Source organism: Peribacillus simplex NBRC 15720 = DSM 1321 (assembly GCF_002243645.1).
Taxonomy (GTDB): Bacteria; Bacillota; Bacilli; order Bacillales; family DSM-1321; genus Peribacillus; species Peribacillus simplex.
The window spans coordinates 4,854,275-4,871,903 of sequence record NZ_CP017704.1 but is presented as its reverse complement, the minus strand read 5'-3'; the positions used below and the strand labels follow the sequence as shown (position 1 = coordinate 4,871,903).

Here is a 17,629-nt window from a genome sequence, read left to right as displayed (position 1 = left end):
TTTATAGAATAGATGTTAATGAGATGGTTCTACAGTAGAACCATCTCATTTTTTTACAAAAAAATTTATTAGTAGCTTTGAAATAAAGATTGATCAAAAGGTCTCCTGAATCAGAGGGCTTCTTAGTATAACCTATTGGTAGAACTATAAAAGCCAGTCTCTAAAAAAAGAACTGGCAACTTTCTCGATTACATTCTTTTTGCTCCTATATATCTTTTCTTCCAATAACTATTATCCATGGAGGAAATGCTTACACCATTTGATGAGGAGCTGTGTATGAATTGATTACCACCGATATAAATACCAGCATGCGAGGCACCAGGTTTATAGGTTTCATAAAAGACCAAATCTCCAACTTGTGGTTTGGACACCTTTGTCCCCTTTTTATAAATTTCCGATACCGTTCTTGGTAAAGTAACATCTGCACCTTTTTCGAAAACGTATTTTAGGAATCCGCTGCAATCAAAACCTTTTCGTGTAGTTCCACCCCATACATACCGTACATTCAAATGTTTTTTTGCTTCAGTCACTATCGCAGAAGGTTTATTGCTTGTTTTATTTATATTAGCTACGTTGGATGTCTGCTTTTTTACACCCAATGCTTTATATGTATTCGAACCTACAATACCGTCAGCTTTTAAGCCTTTACTTTTTTGGAACTTTACGACTGCACTTTTAGTAACGGTCCCAAAATATGTAGTTGTATTATTACTCTTAAAATATTCTTTTTTCTTTAATACCTCTTGTAATTGTTTTACTTCTGTATGAGTCATTCCACTTTTTAATGTACGATCGCCCAATGCAGCATTACTAACCAACGGATTTGATAGTAACAATCCAGAAACTACAAAAGATGCTATAATTTTTTTCATTTTCTCCCCCGATAAAATCTCTTTTTTTATAATTTTATCATCTTTAAGTGACACACATATTTACCTAATTTTACAATATGATTACAAATTTATGCATAAAGTGTGCAGAAAATACAAAATAACCAAAATAACCCTAACATTCCCGAAGGGTGTTAAGACTATGGTTTATTCTAAAATAATTTGCTTAGACTTTTCTCTTTTAAAAGTCAATCTTTTATATTGTCTCCAATTCCTTACTATATAAGGAATTCAAGCTCTTTTTTTAAAGTTAAGATTTTGTTTGAACATTATTATCCACATAAAATGATTAGCTTCATGATTAGCTTCATGATTAGCTTCACCTAATCCGTTACAAAATATCTTTCCCCTATCATTAGACCTTAAATATCACAATTGGCTAGATATGACTTCGTTTTTACTGAACTGTTCTATAGGAAACATGAAATGATTGCTTAACTTCGGTGAAGAGTTTGAGCCGCTGTCCAGTTACTTGAATAAAAAAAAGCTCTGTAAAGTTTCCTCTTAACAGAGCTTACCAACATATTAAAGTATTTTCACCAAGTCTTAACTCTCACTAATTATATTGGGCTAACACAGGACAATCTAATGGCTTAATTAGGATTCCCCATCCCCATTATCAAAAAATGAATCAAAACCTCCATCAAGATCTTCTGTTGCTTCTTCAAACATTTCCTCAACATCAAATCCATCCATCATCTCAGTAAATAACATTGACCCTAAAACACCCACTGCTAATCCACCAACCATTCCAGGTATAGCGTTTCCTAATTGGGAAGCGCGACCATGATGATGGTTGGTGGAATAAGAGAACGGCTGTGTAAAAGCATAAGGCTGATCAATAGCTTCCGATATATATTTTACAAGTAGTTTTTCAAGTCCGGCTTCATGCTCAAGAACACTTTGATTTAAATGAAACTCACGTTTTGCTTCAATTTCCTTGTAGCCGCTTTTACAGTCAACTTCCATCCAGACCCGGATCCCTGATTCTTCATTGGCAAACCGCATTTCAACTTCATTTACCTGTCCCATGAATTGTTGAGTGGGGAAAAAAGCAAATTCCTGTCCATATTGGTCGAGTTTACCCGAGTCGGCTGTCTCGCGAAAACCTAATTGATCCATTGCATTAAAAATGGATTGGATAGATTTCTGAGATTGGATGACTAGCCGGTCTACATCTTTGCGGTCAACCCCTCCCTCAATATCAAGATGTGTATCCAGATAGTATGAGACAGTTCCCCTTGAAATAGGTATATTCATAGGTAGGACATAATGAAAAGGAATGACCTTACGTTCTTTGGGGTGAATACAATCTCGATTAACTAATGGTATTTGGGCAACTTCCTTAGAAACGCTTCCTTGTTTTAATACCACATTCATCATAAACCGGACAGTCAATTGATTAATTTTCTGTTTCACCTCACCACCTTGAATGACAACCTCCCCTTGTATGCTTTCTCCCGCTTGATAATTACGATTACCACATTGTAAATCTACAGTTGCGGCTCCTTTTCCTAAACTTGCTAAAATTTTTTTGAACATGCTTCCTCTTCCTTTCGAGATTATCTCAAACCGTCTTAAGAATATGTAGGTTATATGGGCCTAATAAGAAATGACAAGAAATCTATGCGTATTTCATGAGATTTCTAAATGATCCCTGATAGTAATACGTCAAAAAATGAAAATAGTTTCAAATAATTTTACCGCAGTAGGTGATCTTCATATGATAATGTAGTACGACATCTTTTTTCTGATGCTAGGTTCACCTTCTCTAAACGCCGAGATAGCTGCTTCAATTGCATAACGAGTAACGTACTGTTTTTTACGATGTTTTCGCAATACCATAAAAGATACTTCCACTTGAAAATACTATCACTGATAAAATATCGCTACTTTCCTTCAGTGGATCGGTGGAATCAAACCTACGCGTTCGTAATATCTGAGTGTTGCTGGTGTTAGGGTAAATTGCCTTGCTTCTGGTGCAATATTCATTTTTTTCACCTCACTCGCTAATAAGTACCGAACTTATCATTTAAAACTAACATTACGTCAAGCTGCAATTTCTTAGGATGTATAAAAAAACTAATTATTTTTGTTGACTTAAAGTTTACTTTAAGCCCTATACTACACCATGTAATGAATAAAAAATGAATGAATGGAGTGATTAAACATGGCAGAAAAACAAACAGCTGGACGAGACTTGTTGGGAGAATTCGCTCCCAAATTTGCTGAACTTAACGATGACGTTTTATTCGGTGAAGTTTGGTCACGCGAGAAAGAACTATCTCCACGCGACCGCAGTATGATTACGGTTTCTGCATTAATTGCTGGAGGAAACTTTGAACAATTGACGCCACACCTTCAAAAAGCGAAAGCAAACGGAGTGACGAGAGAAGAAATTGCGGAAGTCATCACTCATCTTTCGTTCTATGCAGGATGGCCTAAAGCTTGGTCAGCATTTAACATTGCAAAAGAAATTTATAACGATTAAAAGAAAGTAGGGATTAAATATGGAACACGAAGAATTAAGTAATAGCACAATCTTTCCATTGGGCGAAAAAGTTGAAGCAAACTTTATAGGAGACGCTTACTTACAAATGGTATTTACCGATGAGAAGCCACTCAATGCATCAATCGGGAATGTAACCTTTTCACCAGGAGCTCGCAATAACTGGCACTCTCATAAAGTTGGACAAGTTTTGTTAGTGACAGGTGGTGAGGGTTGGTTTCAAGAAGAAGACAAACCAGCTCAATTACTCAAAAAAGGCGATGTAGTAAACATTCCGCCGCATGTAAAACACTGGCACGGTGCGACAAAAGACAGCTGGTTTGTACACTTAGCAATGACGCCGGGAGAAACAGAATGGTTGGAACCTGTCGATGATGAATGGTTTAATAAATTATAAAAATAAAGCATCGAATCTATAGACTCGATGCTTTATTCAATTTATGTGGCAGTGGGAATACAAAAACTTCATACTTCATTCGTACGATCATTCTCCAGTGCAGAAATAATAGCTGATGCAACGTCTTCAGGAGAAATTTGCCCGTAAGCAAGGTCAACTGCCACTTTTACCTTCCCAGTTCCAGGATCATTGGTCAATCCCCCTGGACTAATATTCGTGTAATTAAGACCACTCTTCTCGAGCCAAATATTCGCGTAATGCTTGGCCGCGCCATGGGTATGCGGTCAATATAATCGACCACTTCCAATTGAAGAGCTTTTTCTCCCGCAATTTCTCCAAACGTCGGTGGAACATAAACATCTTCTCTCTGCACTCTTGGAGTTCTTTACGGCACCATAAAATAGAACTGCTGCATTTGGCTTAATATCTTCAGGTGAAACACCTAATTTTTCAGTTTTCTCTTGATTGTTCCATTGTTGAATAATTGTATTCATAATTAATTCATCACATCTTTTGAAATAACCTTACAATTTAAAGTCGACTTTAAGTCAACTAAAAAGAGGCTGATAAAAACCAAATAGAATTCTATATCATGATTATAGGCTTTAAAGTTTGCATTAAAGCAGCCGGTAAAATTAAGTGAATTTTTCATCTTCACTAGATCAAATCGTTGATAATTTAGATTTGTATTATTTAGTAAAAATATGTTAAGAAAAAAGACAAAAAAATTTTAAGAAAATCCCTTGCTTTAAAGTACACTTTAAGGATTAAGCTAGTCTTGTCACTGATTAAATACATTAAGAATTATGAGTTTACTCAGTGAACTTAATATTTTTATTAGGAAAGGATTGTGTTTTATTTTATGTGTAATAATCATAACAACATGAATTCGACACGTGTTCTAAGTGCTCCACGTGCAAAGGCGAAATTTGAACATACTACTATTGAGCGTAGAGAATTACGAACAGATGACGTCTTAATCGATATTAAATTTAGTGGTATCTGCCACTCTGACATTCACAGTGCATTTGATGAATGGGGCGGTGGGATCTTCCCAATGGTTCCTGGTCACGAAATTGCAGGAGTCGTAGCAGCAGTAGGTTCAGCCGTTACAAAATTTGCGGTTGGTGATCGCGTTGGCGTTGGTTGTTTTGTTAACTCCTGTGGAGAGTGCGAATACTGCCTAAGTGGTGAGGAGCAATTTTGTACAAAAGGCGTTATCAACACATATAACTCATTAGACTATGATGGAAATCCAACATACGGTGGATATAGCCAAAAAATCGTCGTAAAGGAAGGATTCGTTGTTCGTATCCCAGACGGTCTGGAAATGGATGTGGCAAGCCCACTCTTATGTGCAGGTATCACCACATTCTCTCCTTTGAAACACTGGAACGCTGGTCCAGGTAAGAAGGTTGCCATTGTGGGAATGGGAGGTCTTGGACACGTGGCGATCCAATTTGCACATGCTATGGGTGCTGAAGTAACGGTCTTGAGTCGTTCTATAAATAAAAAAGAGGAAGCTCTAGGTTTTGGCGCAGACCATTACTATGCAACGAGTGATTCTGCTGCATTCACTGAATTAGCAGGTCGTTTTGACCTCATCTTAAATACTGTGTCGGCAAATCTGAATGTTGATCAATATTTATCCTTGCTTCGTGTAGATGGAACACTTGTCAATGTTGGTGCACCAGCCGATCCAGATCAATACAGTGTGTTTTCTCTAATCATGGGTCGTCGTAGCATTGCTGGTTCACTCGTTGGTGGCATTCGTGAAACACAAGAAATGCTTGATTTTGCTGTTCAACATGGCATTGCTCCTATGATTGAATTAATCCGTGCTGATCAAGTAGATGAAGCGTATGAGCGCATTCTCCGTAGTGATGTGCGTTATCGATTCGTTATTGACATTTCTACCTTGTAATTCGGAAAGATGTCTTCTGGCATCTTAAACAGGGCCTGATGAAAGTTGGGGTAGCCAATTGAATTGGCTACCCCAACTTTGTTTCCTGAAATCGTGTTCTGAGGGTTTTCTTATTATATAAATAAAAATCTGGGCACACTTACCATGTTATATATATAGGGTCTCATTAAAATGAAAATGGGAGAGGAATTATGATAGCTAAACGAAATAATTTACTTATATTTATATTGGCCATAGGAGCTTTCGGCATCATAAATACTGAAATGGGGGTTATAGGGATATTACCCTACATTGCTGACCACTTTCGAATCAGTGTATCTAAGGCTGGGTTGTTGGTGAGTCTCTTTGCACTTACTGTTTCAATATGTGGTCCTACTATGCCGCTATTATTTTCTGGGCTAAATCGCAAGAGGGCAATGTTACTTGTACTTGGTATTTTCGTTCTGGGTAACATTGTCTCCATATTCACATCTAACTTTACCATCGCTATAATTGCTCGTGTTATTCCGGCCATTTTTCATCCAATTTATTTTTCAGCGGCTTTTACAATGGCTGCTAACTCGGTTCACAAGGAAGAATCTCCAAAAGCCGTTGCTAAGGTACTTATAGGGGTATCTGCAGGTATGGTACTTGGTGTACCAGTCGCAAGTTTTCTTGCTAGTGCAGTTTCGTTTCAAATGGCGATGTTATTCTTTGCTATTGTGACTGCTATAGCATTCATTGCTACATTTGTATTTTTCCCTTCAATGCCTGTTAAGGAAAGACTTTCTTACGGATCTCAATTAAGCGTATTAAAAAAGCCGATTACTTGGTTAGCTATTATTGCTGTCATTTTCCTAAATTCAGCAGTATTTGGGGTTTATAGTTATCTTGCTGAGTATCTTAAAACCGTTACGAATATCTCTGGGAAATCAATTAGTTTTATGTTAGTCATATTTGGTGGGGCAAGTATTATTGGAAACATTATAGCGGGGAAGTTACTTACTAAAGATGCCATCAAATCTGTTGTTTCTTATCCACTCGCATTAGGAATAGTTTACATCATATTATTCTTAATGGGACAGTTTACTGTACCTATGGCTATCATTACTTTAGTATGGGGAATATTAGCTGGTATAGGAACTAATATTAATCAATATTGGATTATGTCTTCAGCTCCCGAAGCTCCAGATTTCGCTAATGGCTTATTTTTAACATCAGTTAACCTTGGAACAACATTTGGCACTGCTGTAGGTGGATTATTTATTTCAGGAATGGGTACACAATACGTCGTATTAGTGGGATTATTATCATTAATATTGAGTGTAGTATTTATTTTACTAAGAAATTACATGTATAGTCCCACAAAACAACTATCTAAATAAACAATAAATAAAACAGTGTATGCTCATTAAGAAATGAGCATACACTGTTTTGCCATTGGAAAGCTTCTAATTTCACATTATTGTTTTTACAGATCCATACCATTCTTAGTATTTGAACAACCATACTATAAATGAAATGATCTTACAATTCCCCCCAAAAAAGCATTTTTACTGTTTTATACATATTAATATACCCATTACACTCTAAAGTACGCCATAAAATTTAGTGCAATTTGTCCATTGGCTAAAAGAAACGACCTGGTGATTTCTTAATTAAGCTTTAGGCGACACACTTTCTTTTTCTTCTTGATACTTCTTTTCTAATTTATCGTAGTACTCTATTTTCGTTTCAATTTTTTTAAAAGCTATATCCAATTCTCTTTGTTTCTCCATCATTTTCTCTTTATGTTTTTCAAATATCTGTTTGCGTAGAGCGAATGTACACTCACCTTCTTGTGTTAACTCAACTATCTTACGTAATTCCGAAAGAGCGATATCAGTTTTCCGTAAACATACAATAAACTCTAACCACGTTAAATCGGCCTCTTCAAAAATACGATTTCCATTGTCATCTCTTTTTACAAAGGGTAGAAGACCCTCTTGTTCATAATATCGAAGTGTATGTGTAGGTAAACCTACCCTTGCAGCAGCCTCTTTTATATGAAATTCCATTCCATTACAACCTCCATCGTTATTATTAGTTCAGTTCAATCTCAAAAGCATCATTTTTAAGATTAGAATTAAAGTTGATTATCTCCTCTTCTATATCCCTTCCTTTCCTCACTTTGATCAGATAGATATTGTTCACTTCAACATTAATATAAGCCTTAAAGTAAACTTTAACACAACTCATAATATTAAAAGAAAAATGAAAAAAACTCCTTGCTTTAAAGACGACTTTAACGATTAACCTATTCTTATCAATATTAAATATTGAATACTTATGTGGTTCTACCTATTTATTAGGAATGAAGGAGAATCTTTATGTATAACATAAACCGTAAATTGGAGAAGTGACTGCTAGAGAACATACATCTAAAGGCGTAAAATTTGTTTTAGCAGCTCGTCGTGAATCCCGTTTACAAGAGATCTAAGAAGAGATTCATCAAGCATTTTATATAGTAAACGTTGTATCCTCACATGAACAAATGGAATAGGTAGCTGAATATGCTCTTAAAAAGGATAGAAAATCAACGTATTAGCCAATCATGCTGAACTACTACTGGCAAAAAGAGAAAATTTCCATTCATTCGACATAAAATAATTTTACAGGAGAAAAACAAGATGAAAAAAGTATCTCTGGTCCTCATTTTGACGATGACCTTTGCTCTCGCTGCTTGCGGCAGTAATGACAATAATGGATCTAATACTAATGGCGGTGATACTGTGAGTAATACTTCAAGCAATGAGAATAGTCAAGATTCTACAATTGATAATGATAATTTAAAAGATGTTAGGATAAAATTGACTTTTAATAACGAGGAAGTAATTGTGAACATGTATGATAATCCAACGAGTAGGGATTTTTTAACATTACTGCCATTAACATTAACATTAGAAGATCATGCAGTAACCGAAAAAATTAGTCTTCTACCAAAAAGATTATCTACAGAAGATGCACCATCAGGGAGTGAGCCTTCAGTTGGAGATTTCACTTATTTTTCCCCTTGGGGAAATTTGGCCATATTTTATAAAGATTTTGGCTATTCAAATAGACTTATTAAATTAGGTAAAATTGTATCTGGAACAGAAAAGCTTGCAGGTATCAATGATGATTTTCCAGTTAAAATTGAAAAGATTAATTAAGTTTCAGATCTATATCTATAAAAGAAAAGATTAAACTTATGACAGAATAATTTACCTATCTTAATAAATTAAAGGCGAAAAGGGAATGTTTGCGATGGAAAGTAAAATAGGCATGATAAGTTTTTTCGATTATGAAAAAGGCGCCTCAGGATTGAAACTTTATGGAGCTTTTTGCATTCAGATAAAGTAAATAATTTTCTCATTTGGTGACTATTGGCCCTCTTTGGTCCATTTCATCAAGAGTTTTTATAATCCAAATTCAACATATTTGAATATAAATTTCCCTTATACTCTCACAGAAAAGCACTTGATTCCAACTCCTATTTTAAAATAAATCGTCTGTTACAGATAAATATGGTCTATATTTAAATGCTCTAACTCCTGAATTACTCTGCTCGAAATTTCCGTTACATTAATATATAGCTTCTTCTTCGCCCTACTTAACACCACATAATAAACCCGATGATCTTCCTTACTCATTTAGGTGCAAGTAAAAATTCCAAACTCTTATTATCATTAATTGTTGGGATCACAACAAGAACATTATCAAATTCATCGCCTTTTGATTTATGAATGGTCTTAAAGAAACTTGTATCATCGGCAATTTCAACCTCTGTTGCTGGCCTTTTATAAAGTAGTCCAGTTACTTGAATAAAAAAAAGCTCTGTAAAGTTTCCTCTTAACAGAGCTTACCAACATATTAAAGTATTTTCACCAAGTCTTTTCTAGCACTCAAGCAAATACTCTCACCAAGATGATCCATTTGCTCCTCATCAGATAGGTTTACAACAATCTCCTGAGAGCCTGATACACACTCTACCACTCTTTTTGAACCTACAAAATGGACCTTTTTTAATTTAGCCTCAAACGTAATTCTATTAGGCTGAAAGCGACTTTGGGTAATGTTTAAGTGTTCAGGTCTTATTACAAGCTTTTTACCTGAATTCCTAACTTGTGAAAACTCATTTAATAGATTTTCTCTATTCTGGCTTTCTAATAAATCCACATCTATTACATTGGTTTCCCCAATAAAGTCGGCAACAAAAAGAGTCTTTGGATTGTTATAGATTTGCTGAGGCGTGTCAATTTGTTCGATTCTACCTTGGTTCATAACAGCAATTCGATCGGACATGATTAATGCTTCTTCTTGATCATGAGTGACATATATGAACGTGATTTCGAATTGTTCATGAAGTTTTTTTAATTCAAACTGCATCTTTTTTCTTAGCTTTAAATCTAGTGCTCCCAGTGGTTCATCTAGAAGGAGCACTCTTGGCTTGTTGACCAGAGCTCTTGCGAGAGCAACCCTTTGCTGTTGACCACCTGAAAGTTGCCTTGGATATTTATCCTTGTGCTGCTGCAACCCCATAATTTCGACAATTTCGGTTGTATCCCTTGCAATTTGCACCTTTGATATTTTTTTTTGCTTTAATCCAAAAGCAATATTATTGTAAATGCTCAAATGTGGAAACAAAGCATAGTTTTGAAAAACCGTATTAACCGGACGTAGGTTGGGTGGCAAATTACCGGCTTCTTTTCCATCGATCTTTATACTGCCTTGATTTGGAAGCTCAAAACCGCCAATCATTCTAAGGGTAGTGGTTTTCCCACATCCGCTTGGACCAAGAAGCGAGAGGAACTCACCCTCCTTTATATTAATGGAAATGTTGTCTACGGCAGTTGCTTGACTATATTTTTTCGTGATGCTATTTAACTCAATAATGTTGTCCTTTTCTTTGGCTACATGTGCTATATTGTTTTCTACAATCGGAACCACTGACATGATTGAAACCTCCTTAATTTCCGATTTCTCTGTTCCATAACTCGTTCCACTCATCTCGATGCTGGTTTATAAGATTATAATCAGGCATGTTCAAATCCTGTAAGGTGCCGTTTTTACCATATGGCATTCTTTCAAGGGTTTTTTCATCTAATTCAACACCCTTATGAACGGGTGCCAAATATAAATCACTCGCAATTCCTTCCTGTGCAATCTTAGTAGTAGCATAATTTAAGAAGGAATAAACCTGCTCAGACTTTTTCGAGCCTTTCACAACATGCCAAAAGCTACCTGCACCTAAAACGCCTTCTTTCGGTACTACAAATTCAATCGGTTGACCTTGGTCTTGCATAACATATGTAGGGCCTCCGTAGTGAGCTCCAACTGATGCTTCCCCGCTTTGATATAGATTTGTAGCCGTTCCAGAACCATCGAAGTATGCTACTACTTCTAATTCCTTCATTTTCCCAAGTCCTTTTTCTACTTTTCCTTTTGCTTCTTTTTCAAGCTCAGAAACTTGTACCAATAAAGGAAGTCCTCCGGTAGTAGCAGGTGTAGGAACCGTTATTTTCCCTTTGTACTCTTCCTTCCAAAGGTCTTTCCACGACTTTGGTGGGTTTTTAATTACGTCCTTGTTATAAACAATCCCTAGCCCCCAATACCCTAGAGCAACTCCAAATACTTCTTCACCATTACCTTGATATGCTTCTGGCAGAAGGGCGGCGTTTTCTTTGAGTTTACTTTTTTCAATATTTTCAACAATTCCTTTTTCGTGGGCTAGTTCAGATATTCCGGAATCCATTAAGGCTAAATCAATGGTAGGCGCCTCTTTTTCCTGTAATAGACGGGAAAAAGTTGCCGTTGAATTGCCTTCAATGATTTTCACCTTGATACCAGTCTCTTTTTCAAAAGGTTGAATGATATGCTTCTTGATAGTTTCGCCCCAGTCACCACCGAAAATGGCAATGGATATTTCTTGTTCTTGTACATCTGAATTGGCTTCTGTCGCCCCACTTTTGGGTTGAACAGGCTTTCCGCAACCGGTAGCTACTACTAAAATTATTGCCAACAAAATAGTGTAAACACTTAACTTCTTCATGGCACATCCCCTTGTCTCATGTTTTATTTTGAAGCAACATTCTCAATACCTACTAACATATCAATGACAAGAATTAAGAAAAATGCAATATAAATCGTTACGGCTGAAACAGCAGCTATCATTGGATCGATGTTGTATTGAACATAATTGAACATTTTTACCGGAAGTGCCATCTGATCGGCAGAGGTCAAGAAGATCGTAACTTCAACATTTACCCATGAAACGGCAAAGGAAAACAGCGTTCCTGCGATAATGCTAGATTTCATCTGTGGCAATGTAATGATGAAAAAGGTTTTCAATGCACCTGCACCTAAATCCCTTCCTGCTTCTTCAATATATGGGCTTATCCCCAGGAAGCTATTCACACACGTCCGAACCACATAAGGCAATGTAATAATGATATGACCTAACACTAGGGTAAAGAAATTCTGTGGGCTATTAGTAAAGTAGTAAAAAAACTGAAGCAGTGCCAAGCCTAAGAAGATTTGAGGGAGCAAGAGAGGGGATGAGATAAGACTCATCACAATCCCCTTGCCTTTAAAATTATTCCTTGCCAAACCATATGAGGCTGGAATACCAATTAATATCGCACCTAGAGTAGCAACTCCCGATAGTTTAAAACTATATATGAAGGATTCTACGTACGATATATCCTCAAAAAGCTTTTGATACCATTTCAATGTAAATCCTTGTCCAGGAAAACTTAAATAATTTAGTTCGGTAAACGAAACATTAATCAAAACCAATAATGGAAAGGCCAGAAATAAAAGCAGGAAGCCACCTATTGTCCACATAACTACTTTTGAGATCAACGTCTTCCCTCCTCTATCCAGTCAGACCTTAATAAATAATGGTTCAATCCAATAATCAAAAAGCTAAAGATTAACACAACAAAAGCAATCGCAGAACCGAACTGATAGTTGAATACTTGCATCATCTGTTCATAGATAACGGTCGCTATTAATTGGATCCTTCCACCGGAAAGCATAGCAGGTGTTACATACGCACTAATAGCCAGAGAAAAAACCATCACACTGCCAGCCAATATTCCTGGGACTGTCAATGGAAGCGTTACCTTTAGAAAGGTTTGTAAACGATCTAAACCTAAATCCAACGCAGCCTCTTCCAGCCTGCTGTCTATATTCTCCAAAACTGTCGTAATGGATAAAATCATAAAAGGAGCCAATATATACACCAAACCTATTATTATACCAGTCTCGTTATACAGAAGTCTTAGAGGCTGGGAGATGATACCCAGCCCTAATAGAGTCTTGTTGATAAATCCGTTATTCCCTAAAATGACCATCCATCCAAATGACCTTACGACAGCGCTCGTAAATAATGGTGATATGATCACGATATAGGCAATACGCTTAATTTTCTTACTCTTGATATATTTGGTAATGAAGTAGGCGATAAAATAACCGACCAACAAAGTGATAAACGTAGCTATTAAGGAGATTTTTATTGATCGTATGGTAATAGATAAATAGTGTTGATCCTTAAAATATAAAAGATAATGCTGAAAAGTTATTCTTCCGCTTTCATCCAAGATGGAATTATTAAGCACAACAATTAAAGGAATAACAAAAAGTCCTAATAAGATCAATACGGATGGGGCCAATAGGAAAAGAACAGTTTTTTTGGACATGGGAATTCTCCTTTACTCTATTCGATTGAGTAAGTTGAAAACAGTCTCGATAATAAGCTCCACTTTGTCATATTCGATTTTTTCCATAGTATCTGTCGGACGGTGATAGTCCGGTAATCTCCAAAACATAAGGAGCGCCGTTGGAATCCCTTCTAAATGGAACATCCATTCATCGGCTCCCGCTTTAGGAGTATCAACATCAACTTCGAAGTCATCTCTATCATAAGCTCCAGCTTCTCTGAAACTATCTTTTACCTTTTGACGGAAATCCTCCGGCCCTACCCAAGACCATATCTTATCTCCAGCACTAATTTGGTCAAGATTGATAACTGCCGCTACTTCATTAAGTGTTCCTTTTTCTTTTAAATCGTTAACATAATAATCGGCTCCTATGAATCCAACTTCTTCATTGGAAAATGCTATGACATCAACATCAAAAGGAAAATTATGATTTTCGGTTTTCAGTCTTCTGGCAACTTCAACGATTCCTGCTATACCTGAACCATTATCATAGGCTCCAGGAGTATTTAACGTAGTATCAGAGTGACCACAAACAATTACTTTTTTCTTTTTAGCTGTATTTTTCGATTTATATGGATGACTAATGATGTTTGCCGATTTACATTCCTTAATTTTCCCCTCTACCTTAACAAATACCTCAATGTCATGATTTTCATTTAATAACTCCTGTACACGAAGATGATCTTCATAACTCATCACTACAGCAGGAATTGGGAATTTTGCTCTTGGATTCAATAATGCAATCGGGTCGCCACCGCTATTTACAACAACCTGTGCCAGTATTTCTCCTTCAGCGCCTAAGACATTGTAACAAGGCATATCATAAACGCCCGGAATCAATCCTTTTATTCCATGATATGTAAGCTTCCCATTAATTCCTGAACTTGGAGTAGATCCAGAGAACAGTAGATAAGCAGTTTTTAACACTTTAGAAATTGGAGACAAGATTTCAAGCTCCGGTGTACCTTCAGGCTCCCACCCCACAAAAGGATACACTTGCTTTACAGTTTCTACTCCTAATTCGCTAAGTCTTTGGTGGATATAATCTGTACCCTTCCACTCACCTTCTGTTCCTGCGAATCGTTGCCCTACTTCTTCACTTAAAACTCGAATCGTTTCTTTGATTTCCTCACGGATACTTGTCGTCTTATTACTCATTATTATCCCCCTGTTCTAAATACATCATTTTTCCAAACCGATTTGTTCCGAAAGCATATTATCTTCCAAAACCACTTTTTCATAATCTGTAATTCCGCTCAGATGTTTGATAAATACTTTTTCTACTCTGTCTTCGTCACGACTACATAAAGCTTCATAGATTTCAGAATGCTCTTTGATGGATCTTTCTACAAGGTGGGGTCTGCTTAAAAAGGAATATCTAAAATGAACAATATAATCATGTAGGTTTTCTAGCATATTGATCAGTCTGTTTAACCCAGAAGTTTTAATGATTTCCGCATGAAATAAATCATGGACCTTCATAAGGTCTTCAATTCTACCTTGTTGAAAATACATTTCAGACTGTTCTAGATAACTCTTTAATTTCAATAGCTGTTCATCGGTGATTTTGGACGCTGCGACTCTAGCAGCAGTAGGCTCTAATAACGAACGAATGAGGACAATTTCATTGATGGCTTCAAAGGTTATGCCTTTCACAACGCAGTGTTTTCTGGGGAGTATTTCAACTAAACCTTCTTGTTCTAATCGTTGTACCGCTTCTCTAACAGGAGTTCTGCTTACTCCCATTTCCTTGGCTAGATTCATTTCAACCAATCGCTCTCCATTTTTCAACTCACCATTGATTATTTTTAATCTAAGTTGATCAAAAACTTCTGAAGCAATTGAAACAGATTTAATTTTATTTAACTTCATTGCATCCATTTGCCCTCCTTTTGTATATTAAACTCATTATATGCCATATTGTATACAATGCACAATATATTTATTTTAAAATTCTGAATATTTTATAAAATTATTTTAGTTTCCCAGAATACCCGTGTCACTAAATGGCCCGGTACAATACCGGGACCACCTATTAGCGGCATAGGCAATTTTTTATACTGTCCGAAAAATGGGGCATAGTTCAATGAATTTATTAGAAAAGCAAAGGTTTTTTGGCAAGTTTCTTCTATATATAAGGATCTTTTAAAGCTTTTTTTGATATTCCTTATTAAAAGAATAGTTTCAGCCTGACTGTTGTTCAAATTCCCTCTTTGCTCTTCATTTTCCATTTTAATGCTTGTTAGGTTCCATGATTTTAGGCTATTAATTTATTCTGGAGTTTAACAAATGTTGCATCTTTACAGAATCAATTAAGTTTTCAGGATTGAGTAACAAAGCCGCTTCAGCTTCGCTTAAAAGTCCTTTGTCGACTGCTGCTTCTCTTACTGTTAGTTTTTTTTCGTATGCTTCTAAAGCTACCTCGTTTGCTGCTTGATACCCGAATAGAGAAGAAGTGACCACGGACAAAGATAAAGAATTTTCCGCATTATTCAAACAAACCGTTTTATTCGCTTCAATACCATTTAGGCACTTTTCAGTAAACATGGTAATACATTTGGTCAAAATAGAAAAAGAGTCAAATATATTTTTCAAAATAGTCGGTTCCCAGATGTTCAAATCCAGTTCGCCACGATCTACAGCGAATGTAATTGCTTGATCATTTCCATATACATCAAAACAAACTTGCATCATCATTTCAGGTATACATGGATTGATTTCCCCAGGCATAATGGAAGAACCTGGCTGTACCGCTGGCAATTTGATTTCAGCAAATCCCTCCCTTGACCCTGATGAAAGTAACCTTAAATCACTAGCCATTTTCGATAATCCACTCGATAATCCTTTTAAACAAGAAGATATTTTTAAGTATGTGTCTGCATTTTGCAGTCCATCGAAAAAATTACCCATTTTGATAACAGCTAAATGTGATACCTCAGGCAAATATTCATACATCTTTTCTGTATAGCCAGGCGCCACTCCGATACCAGTTCCCACTGCAGTTGGCATACTAGCAGTAGACTCCGCACCAGATGCTTGGCGATGGATGCTTGCTTCGTCTGCGATTCCAGCTGTCATCATTTTGTTTTTGCGAATGGGTACACCTGAATCACCAAGATGGCTGATTAGTAAAGGACGGATTGAAGAAGCCCGAGAAATTGTCAAGAAACATGTCGGCCCCAATATTGTACTTGATGATGAAAGACCAGTACAAACGAATAGCAGTTTTGCAACTTTATTTCGTAAAGATATAAGAAAACGCACTGCTTTCAATTGTATATTTTTCGTTTGTCTCGTCATCCCTTACTTCGCTATTTACACATTTTTACCAAGTATTCTCGATGCAATCGGACTGAGTGAAGGCTATGGCACAGATTTCCTATTAAATGGTCTACTTATAGCAGGTGCCGTTTTAGGTATTTGGTTTACGGTTAAATTTTCTCGTAGAGGATTCTTAATCTCCTCTTTTATTGTATTAATCGTTACTCTCTCTCTTCTAAGTGTTCTACCTAGCAGTGCAACAGTACTTATGATACTTTCTTTTGCCATCTTTACCTTGATTATGTCTGCTGTCAGCAACTTGGTTGGCGTATTTCCAGCCTAGAGCTTTCCAACAGAAATTCGATCTACTGGCGTTGGACTTGCAACATCAATAAGTAGATTAGGATCAGCAATAGGGACATTCCTACTACCAATGGGGATAGCAAATTTTGGAATCCAATTCACAATGTTTTGTCTCACAGCTGTACTTATTATTGGAGCAGTTGTATCAATAGCTTGGGCTCCCGAAACTAAATCACTTACACTTAGTGATGCAAGTAACAGCGGAAAGAAAGTTTAAAGGAATGATGCATTTTTAAAACAATCCTTTTCATCAGCAAGCGCCAGCTAAAGGAACAGATAGTGACTGTTTCTTATCTGGCGCATTATGCTGCAGTACCTATATAATCCAGCTTTCGTGGACAAATTGAATACACTCTTAACTAATAAATACATCTACTGTTAATTTAAATGCATGCGCACGCATTTAACTAGTCATTAATTGGCTAAAAGGTCTGTTGATAATAAAAATCAAAAGTCGAATAAAATACAAACAACACTCAGATTTAAATAAATTCAGTTCATTTATACCATACTGGGCTAAAGGTATATTCCTATCTAATATATATAGAAATAACCGACTTCACT

At 36.3% G+C, this 17,629-nt stretch carries 17 protein-coding genes and 2 pseudogenes; 6 read left to right on the top strand and 13 right to left on the bottom strand.

Annotated elements, in window-relative coordinates:
- Positions 1-188: 188 nt before the first annotated feature.
- From BS1321_RS23555 to BS1321_RS23545, 3 genes and pseudogenes are all read right to left on the bottom strand, one after another.
- Positions 189-872 carry a C40 family peptidase gene (locus BS1321_RS23555; RefSeq protein ID WP_063236117.1) on the bottom strand — a complete coding sequence of 228 codons (684 nt, stop codon included), beginning with the start codon at positions 870-872 and terminating at the stop codon, positions 189-191.
- A 615-nt stretch (positions 873-1,487) separates the two neighbouring features.
- Entirely contained in the window at positions 1,488-2,432 is a 945-nt protein-coding gene (locus BS1321_RS23550) for a sporulation protein (RefSeq protein ID WP_063236104.1), read from the bottom strand.
- A 363-nt stretch (positions 2,433-2,795) separates the two neighbouring features.
- Positions 2,796-2,882 (bottom strand): annotated as a pseudogene (locus BS1321_RS23545) (MerR family DNA-binding transcriptional regulator); the annotation flags it as partial.
- 178 nt (positions 2,883-3,060) lie between these two features.
- Here BS1321_RS23545 and BS1321_RS23540 point away from each other — a divergent pair.
- Positions 3,061-3,381 carry a carboxymuconolactone decarboxylase family protein gene (locus BS1321_RS23540; protein WP_063236103.1) on the top strand — a complete coding sequence of 107 codons (321 nt, stop codon included), beginning with the start codon at positions 3,061-3,063 and terminating at the stop codon, positions 3,379-3,381.
- Positions 3,382-3,400: 19 nt separating this feature from the next.
- Entirely contained in the window at positions 3,401-3,796 is a 396-nt protein-coding gene (locus BS1321_RS23535) for a cupin domain-containing protein (protein WP_063236102.1), read from the top strand.
- A 68-nt stretch (positions 3,797-3,864) separates the two neighbouring features.
- Here the strand turns inward: BS1321_RS23535 and BS1321_RS23530 are convergent, their stop codons facing one another.
- On the bottom strand, positions 3,865-4,008 hold the full coding sequence (locus BS1321_RS23530; RefSeq protein ID WP_230163542.1) for an SDR family oxidoreductase: 144 nt from the start codon (positions 4,006-4,008) through the stop codon (positions 3,865-3,867).
- A gap of 650 nt (positions 4,009-4,658) precedes the next feature.
- Here BS1321_RS23530 and BS1321_RS23525 point away from each other — a divergent pair.
- Both BS1321_RS23525 and BS1321_RS23520 read left to right on the top strand, forming a co-directional pair.
- Positions 4,659-5,720: an NAD(P)-dependent alcohol dehydrogenase gene (locus tag BS1321_RS23525; RefSeq protein ID WP_063236101.1), complete on the top strand. Its 1,062-nt coding sequence runs from the start codon at positions 4,659-4,661 to the stop codon at positions 5,718-5,720.
- A 194-nt stretch (positions 5,721-5,914) separates the two neighbouring features.
- Positions 5,915-7,084, top strand: coding sequence for an MFS transporter (locus BS1321_RS23520; RefSeq protein ID WP_063236116.1), 1,170 nt, complete (start codon positions 5,915-5,917; stop codon positions 7,082-7,084).
- 273 nt (positions 7,085-7,357) lie between these two features.
- On the opposite strand, the gene BS1321_RS23515 is transcribed toward BS1321_RS23520, so the two are convergent.
- Positions 7,358-7,756 (bottom strand): MerR family transcriptional regulator, encoded by a 399-nt coding sequence (locus BS1321_RS23515; RefSeq protein ID WP_063236100.1) that lies wholly within the window; start codon positions 7,754-7,756, stop codon positions 7,358-7,360.
- Positions 7,757-8,368: 612 nt separating this feature from the next.
- On the opposite strand from BS1321_RS23515, the gene BS1321_RS27660 reads away from it, so the two are divergent.
- Positions 8,369-8,890, top strand: a complete 522-nt coding sequence (locus BS1321_RS27660) for a cyclophilin-like fold protein (RefSeq protein ID WP_069981786.1) — start codon at positions 8,369-8,371, stop codon at positions 8,888-8,890.
- A 700-nt stretch (positions 8,891-9,590) separates the two neighbouring features.
- Here BS1321_RS27660 and BS1321_RS23505 read toward each other — a convergent pair.
- The 8 genes from BS1321_RS23505 to BS1321_RS23470 all read right to left on the bottom strand — a co-directional run bounded on the left by BS1321_RS23505 (position 9,591) and on the right by BS1321_RS23470 (position 16,519).
- On the bottom strand, positions 9,591-10,673 hold the full coding sequence (locus BS1321_RS23505; RefSeq protein WP_063236099.1) for an ABC transporter ATP-binding protein: 1,083 nt from the start codon (positions 10,671-10,673) through the stop codon (positions 9,591-9,593).
- A 13-nt stretch (positions 10,674-10,686) separates the two neighbouring features.
- Positions 10,687-11,769 (bottom strand): ABC transporter substrate-binding protein, encoded by a 1,083-nt coding sequence (locus tag BS1321_RS23500; RefSeq protein ID WP_063236098.1) that lies wholly within the window; start codon positions 11,767-11,769, stop codon positions 10,687-10,689.
- 23 nt (positions 11,770-11,792) lie between these two features.
- Complete coding sequence (locus tag BS1321_RS23495) at positions 11,793-12,581, bottom strand: ABC transporter permease (RefSeq protein ID WP_063236097.1); 789 nt, start codon at positions 12,579-12,581, stop codon at positions 11,793-11,795.
- Positions 12,578-13,420: an ABC transporter permease gene (locus BS1321_RS23490; protein WP_063236096.1), complete on the bottom strand. Its 843-nt coding sequence runs from the start codon at positions 13,418-13,420 to the stop codon at positions 12,578-12,580. Before BS1321_RS23490 ends, BS1321_RS23495 begins: the two co-directional genes overlap by 4 nt.
- Positions 13,421-13,432: 12 nt before the next feature.
- Positions 13,433-14,599, bottom strand: coding sequence for a M20/M25/M40 family metallo-hydrolase (locus BS1321_RS23485; protein WP_063236095.1), 1,167 nt, complete (start codon positions 14,597-14,599; stop codon positions 13,433-13,435).
- A 24-nt stretch (positions 14,600-14,623) separates the two neighbouring features.
- Positions 14,624-15,322, bottom strand: coding sequence for a GntR family transcriptional regulator (locus BS1321_RS23480; RefSeq protein ID WP_063236094.1), 699 nt, complete (start codon positions 15,320-15,322; stop codon positions 14,624-14,626).
- 83 nt (positions 15,323-15,405) lie between these two features.
- Entirely contained in the window at positions 15,406-15,672 is a 267-nt protein-coding gene (locus BS1321_RS23475) for a hypothetical protein (protein ID WP_144478306.1), read from the bottom strand.
- 34 nt (positions 15,673-15,706) lie between these two features.
- Entirely contained in the window at positions 15,707-16,519 is an 813-nt protein-coding gene (locus tag BS1321_RS23470) for a lyase family protein (protein WP_232522720.1), read from the bottom strand.
- On the opposite strand from BS1321_RS23470, the pseudogene BS1321_RS23465 reads away from it, so the two are divergent.
- Positions 16,488-17,282: pseudogene (locus BS1321_RS23465) on the top strand (MFS transporter). The gene BS1321_RS23470 and the pseudogene BS1321_RS23465 overlap by 32 nt on opposite strands.
- Positions 17,283-17,629 lie beyond the last annotated feature (347 nt).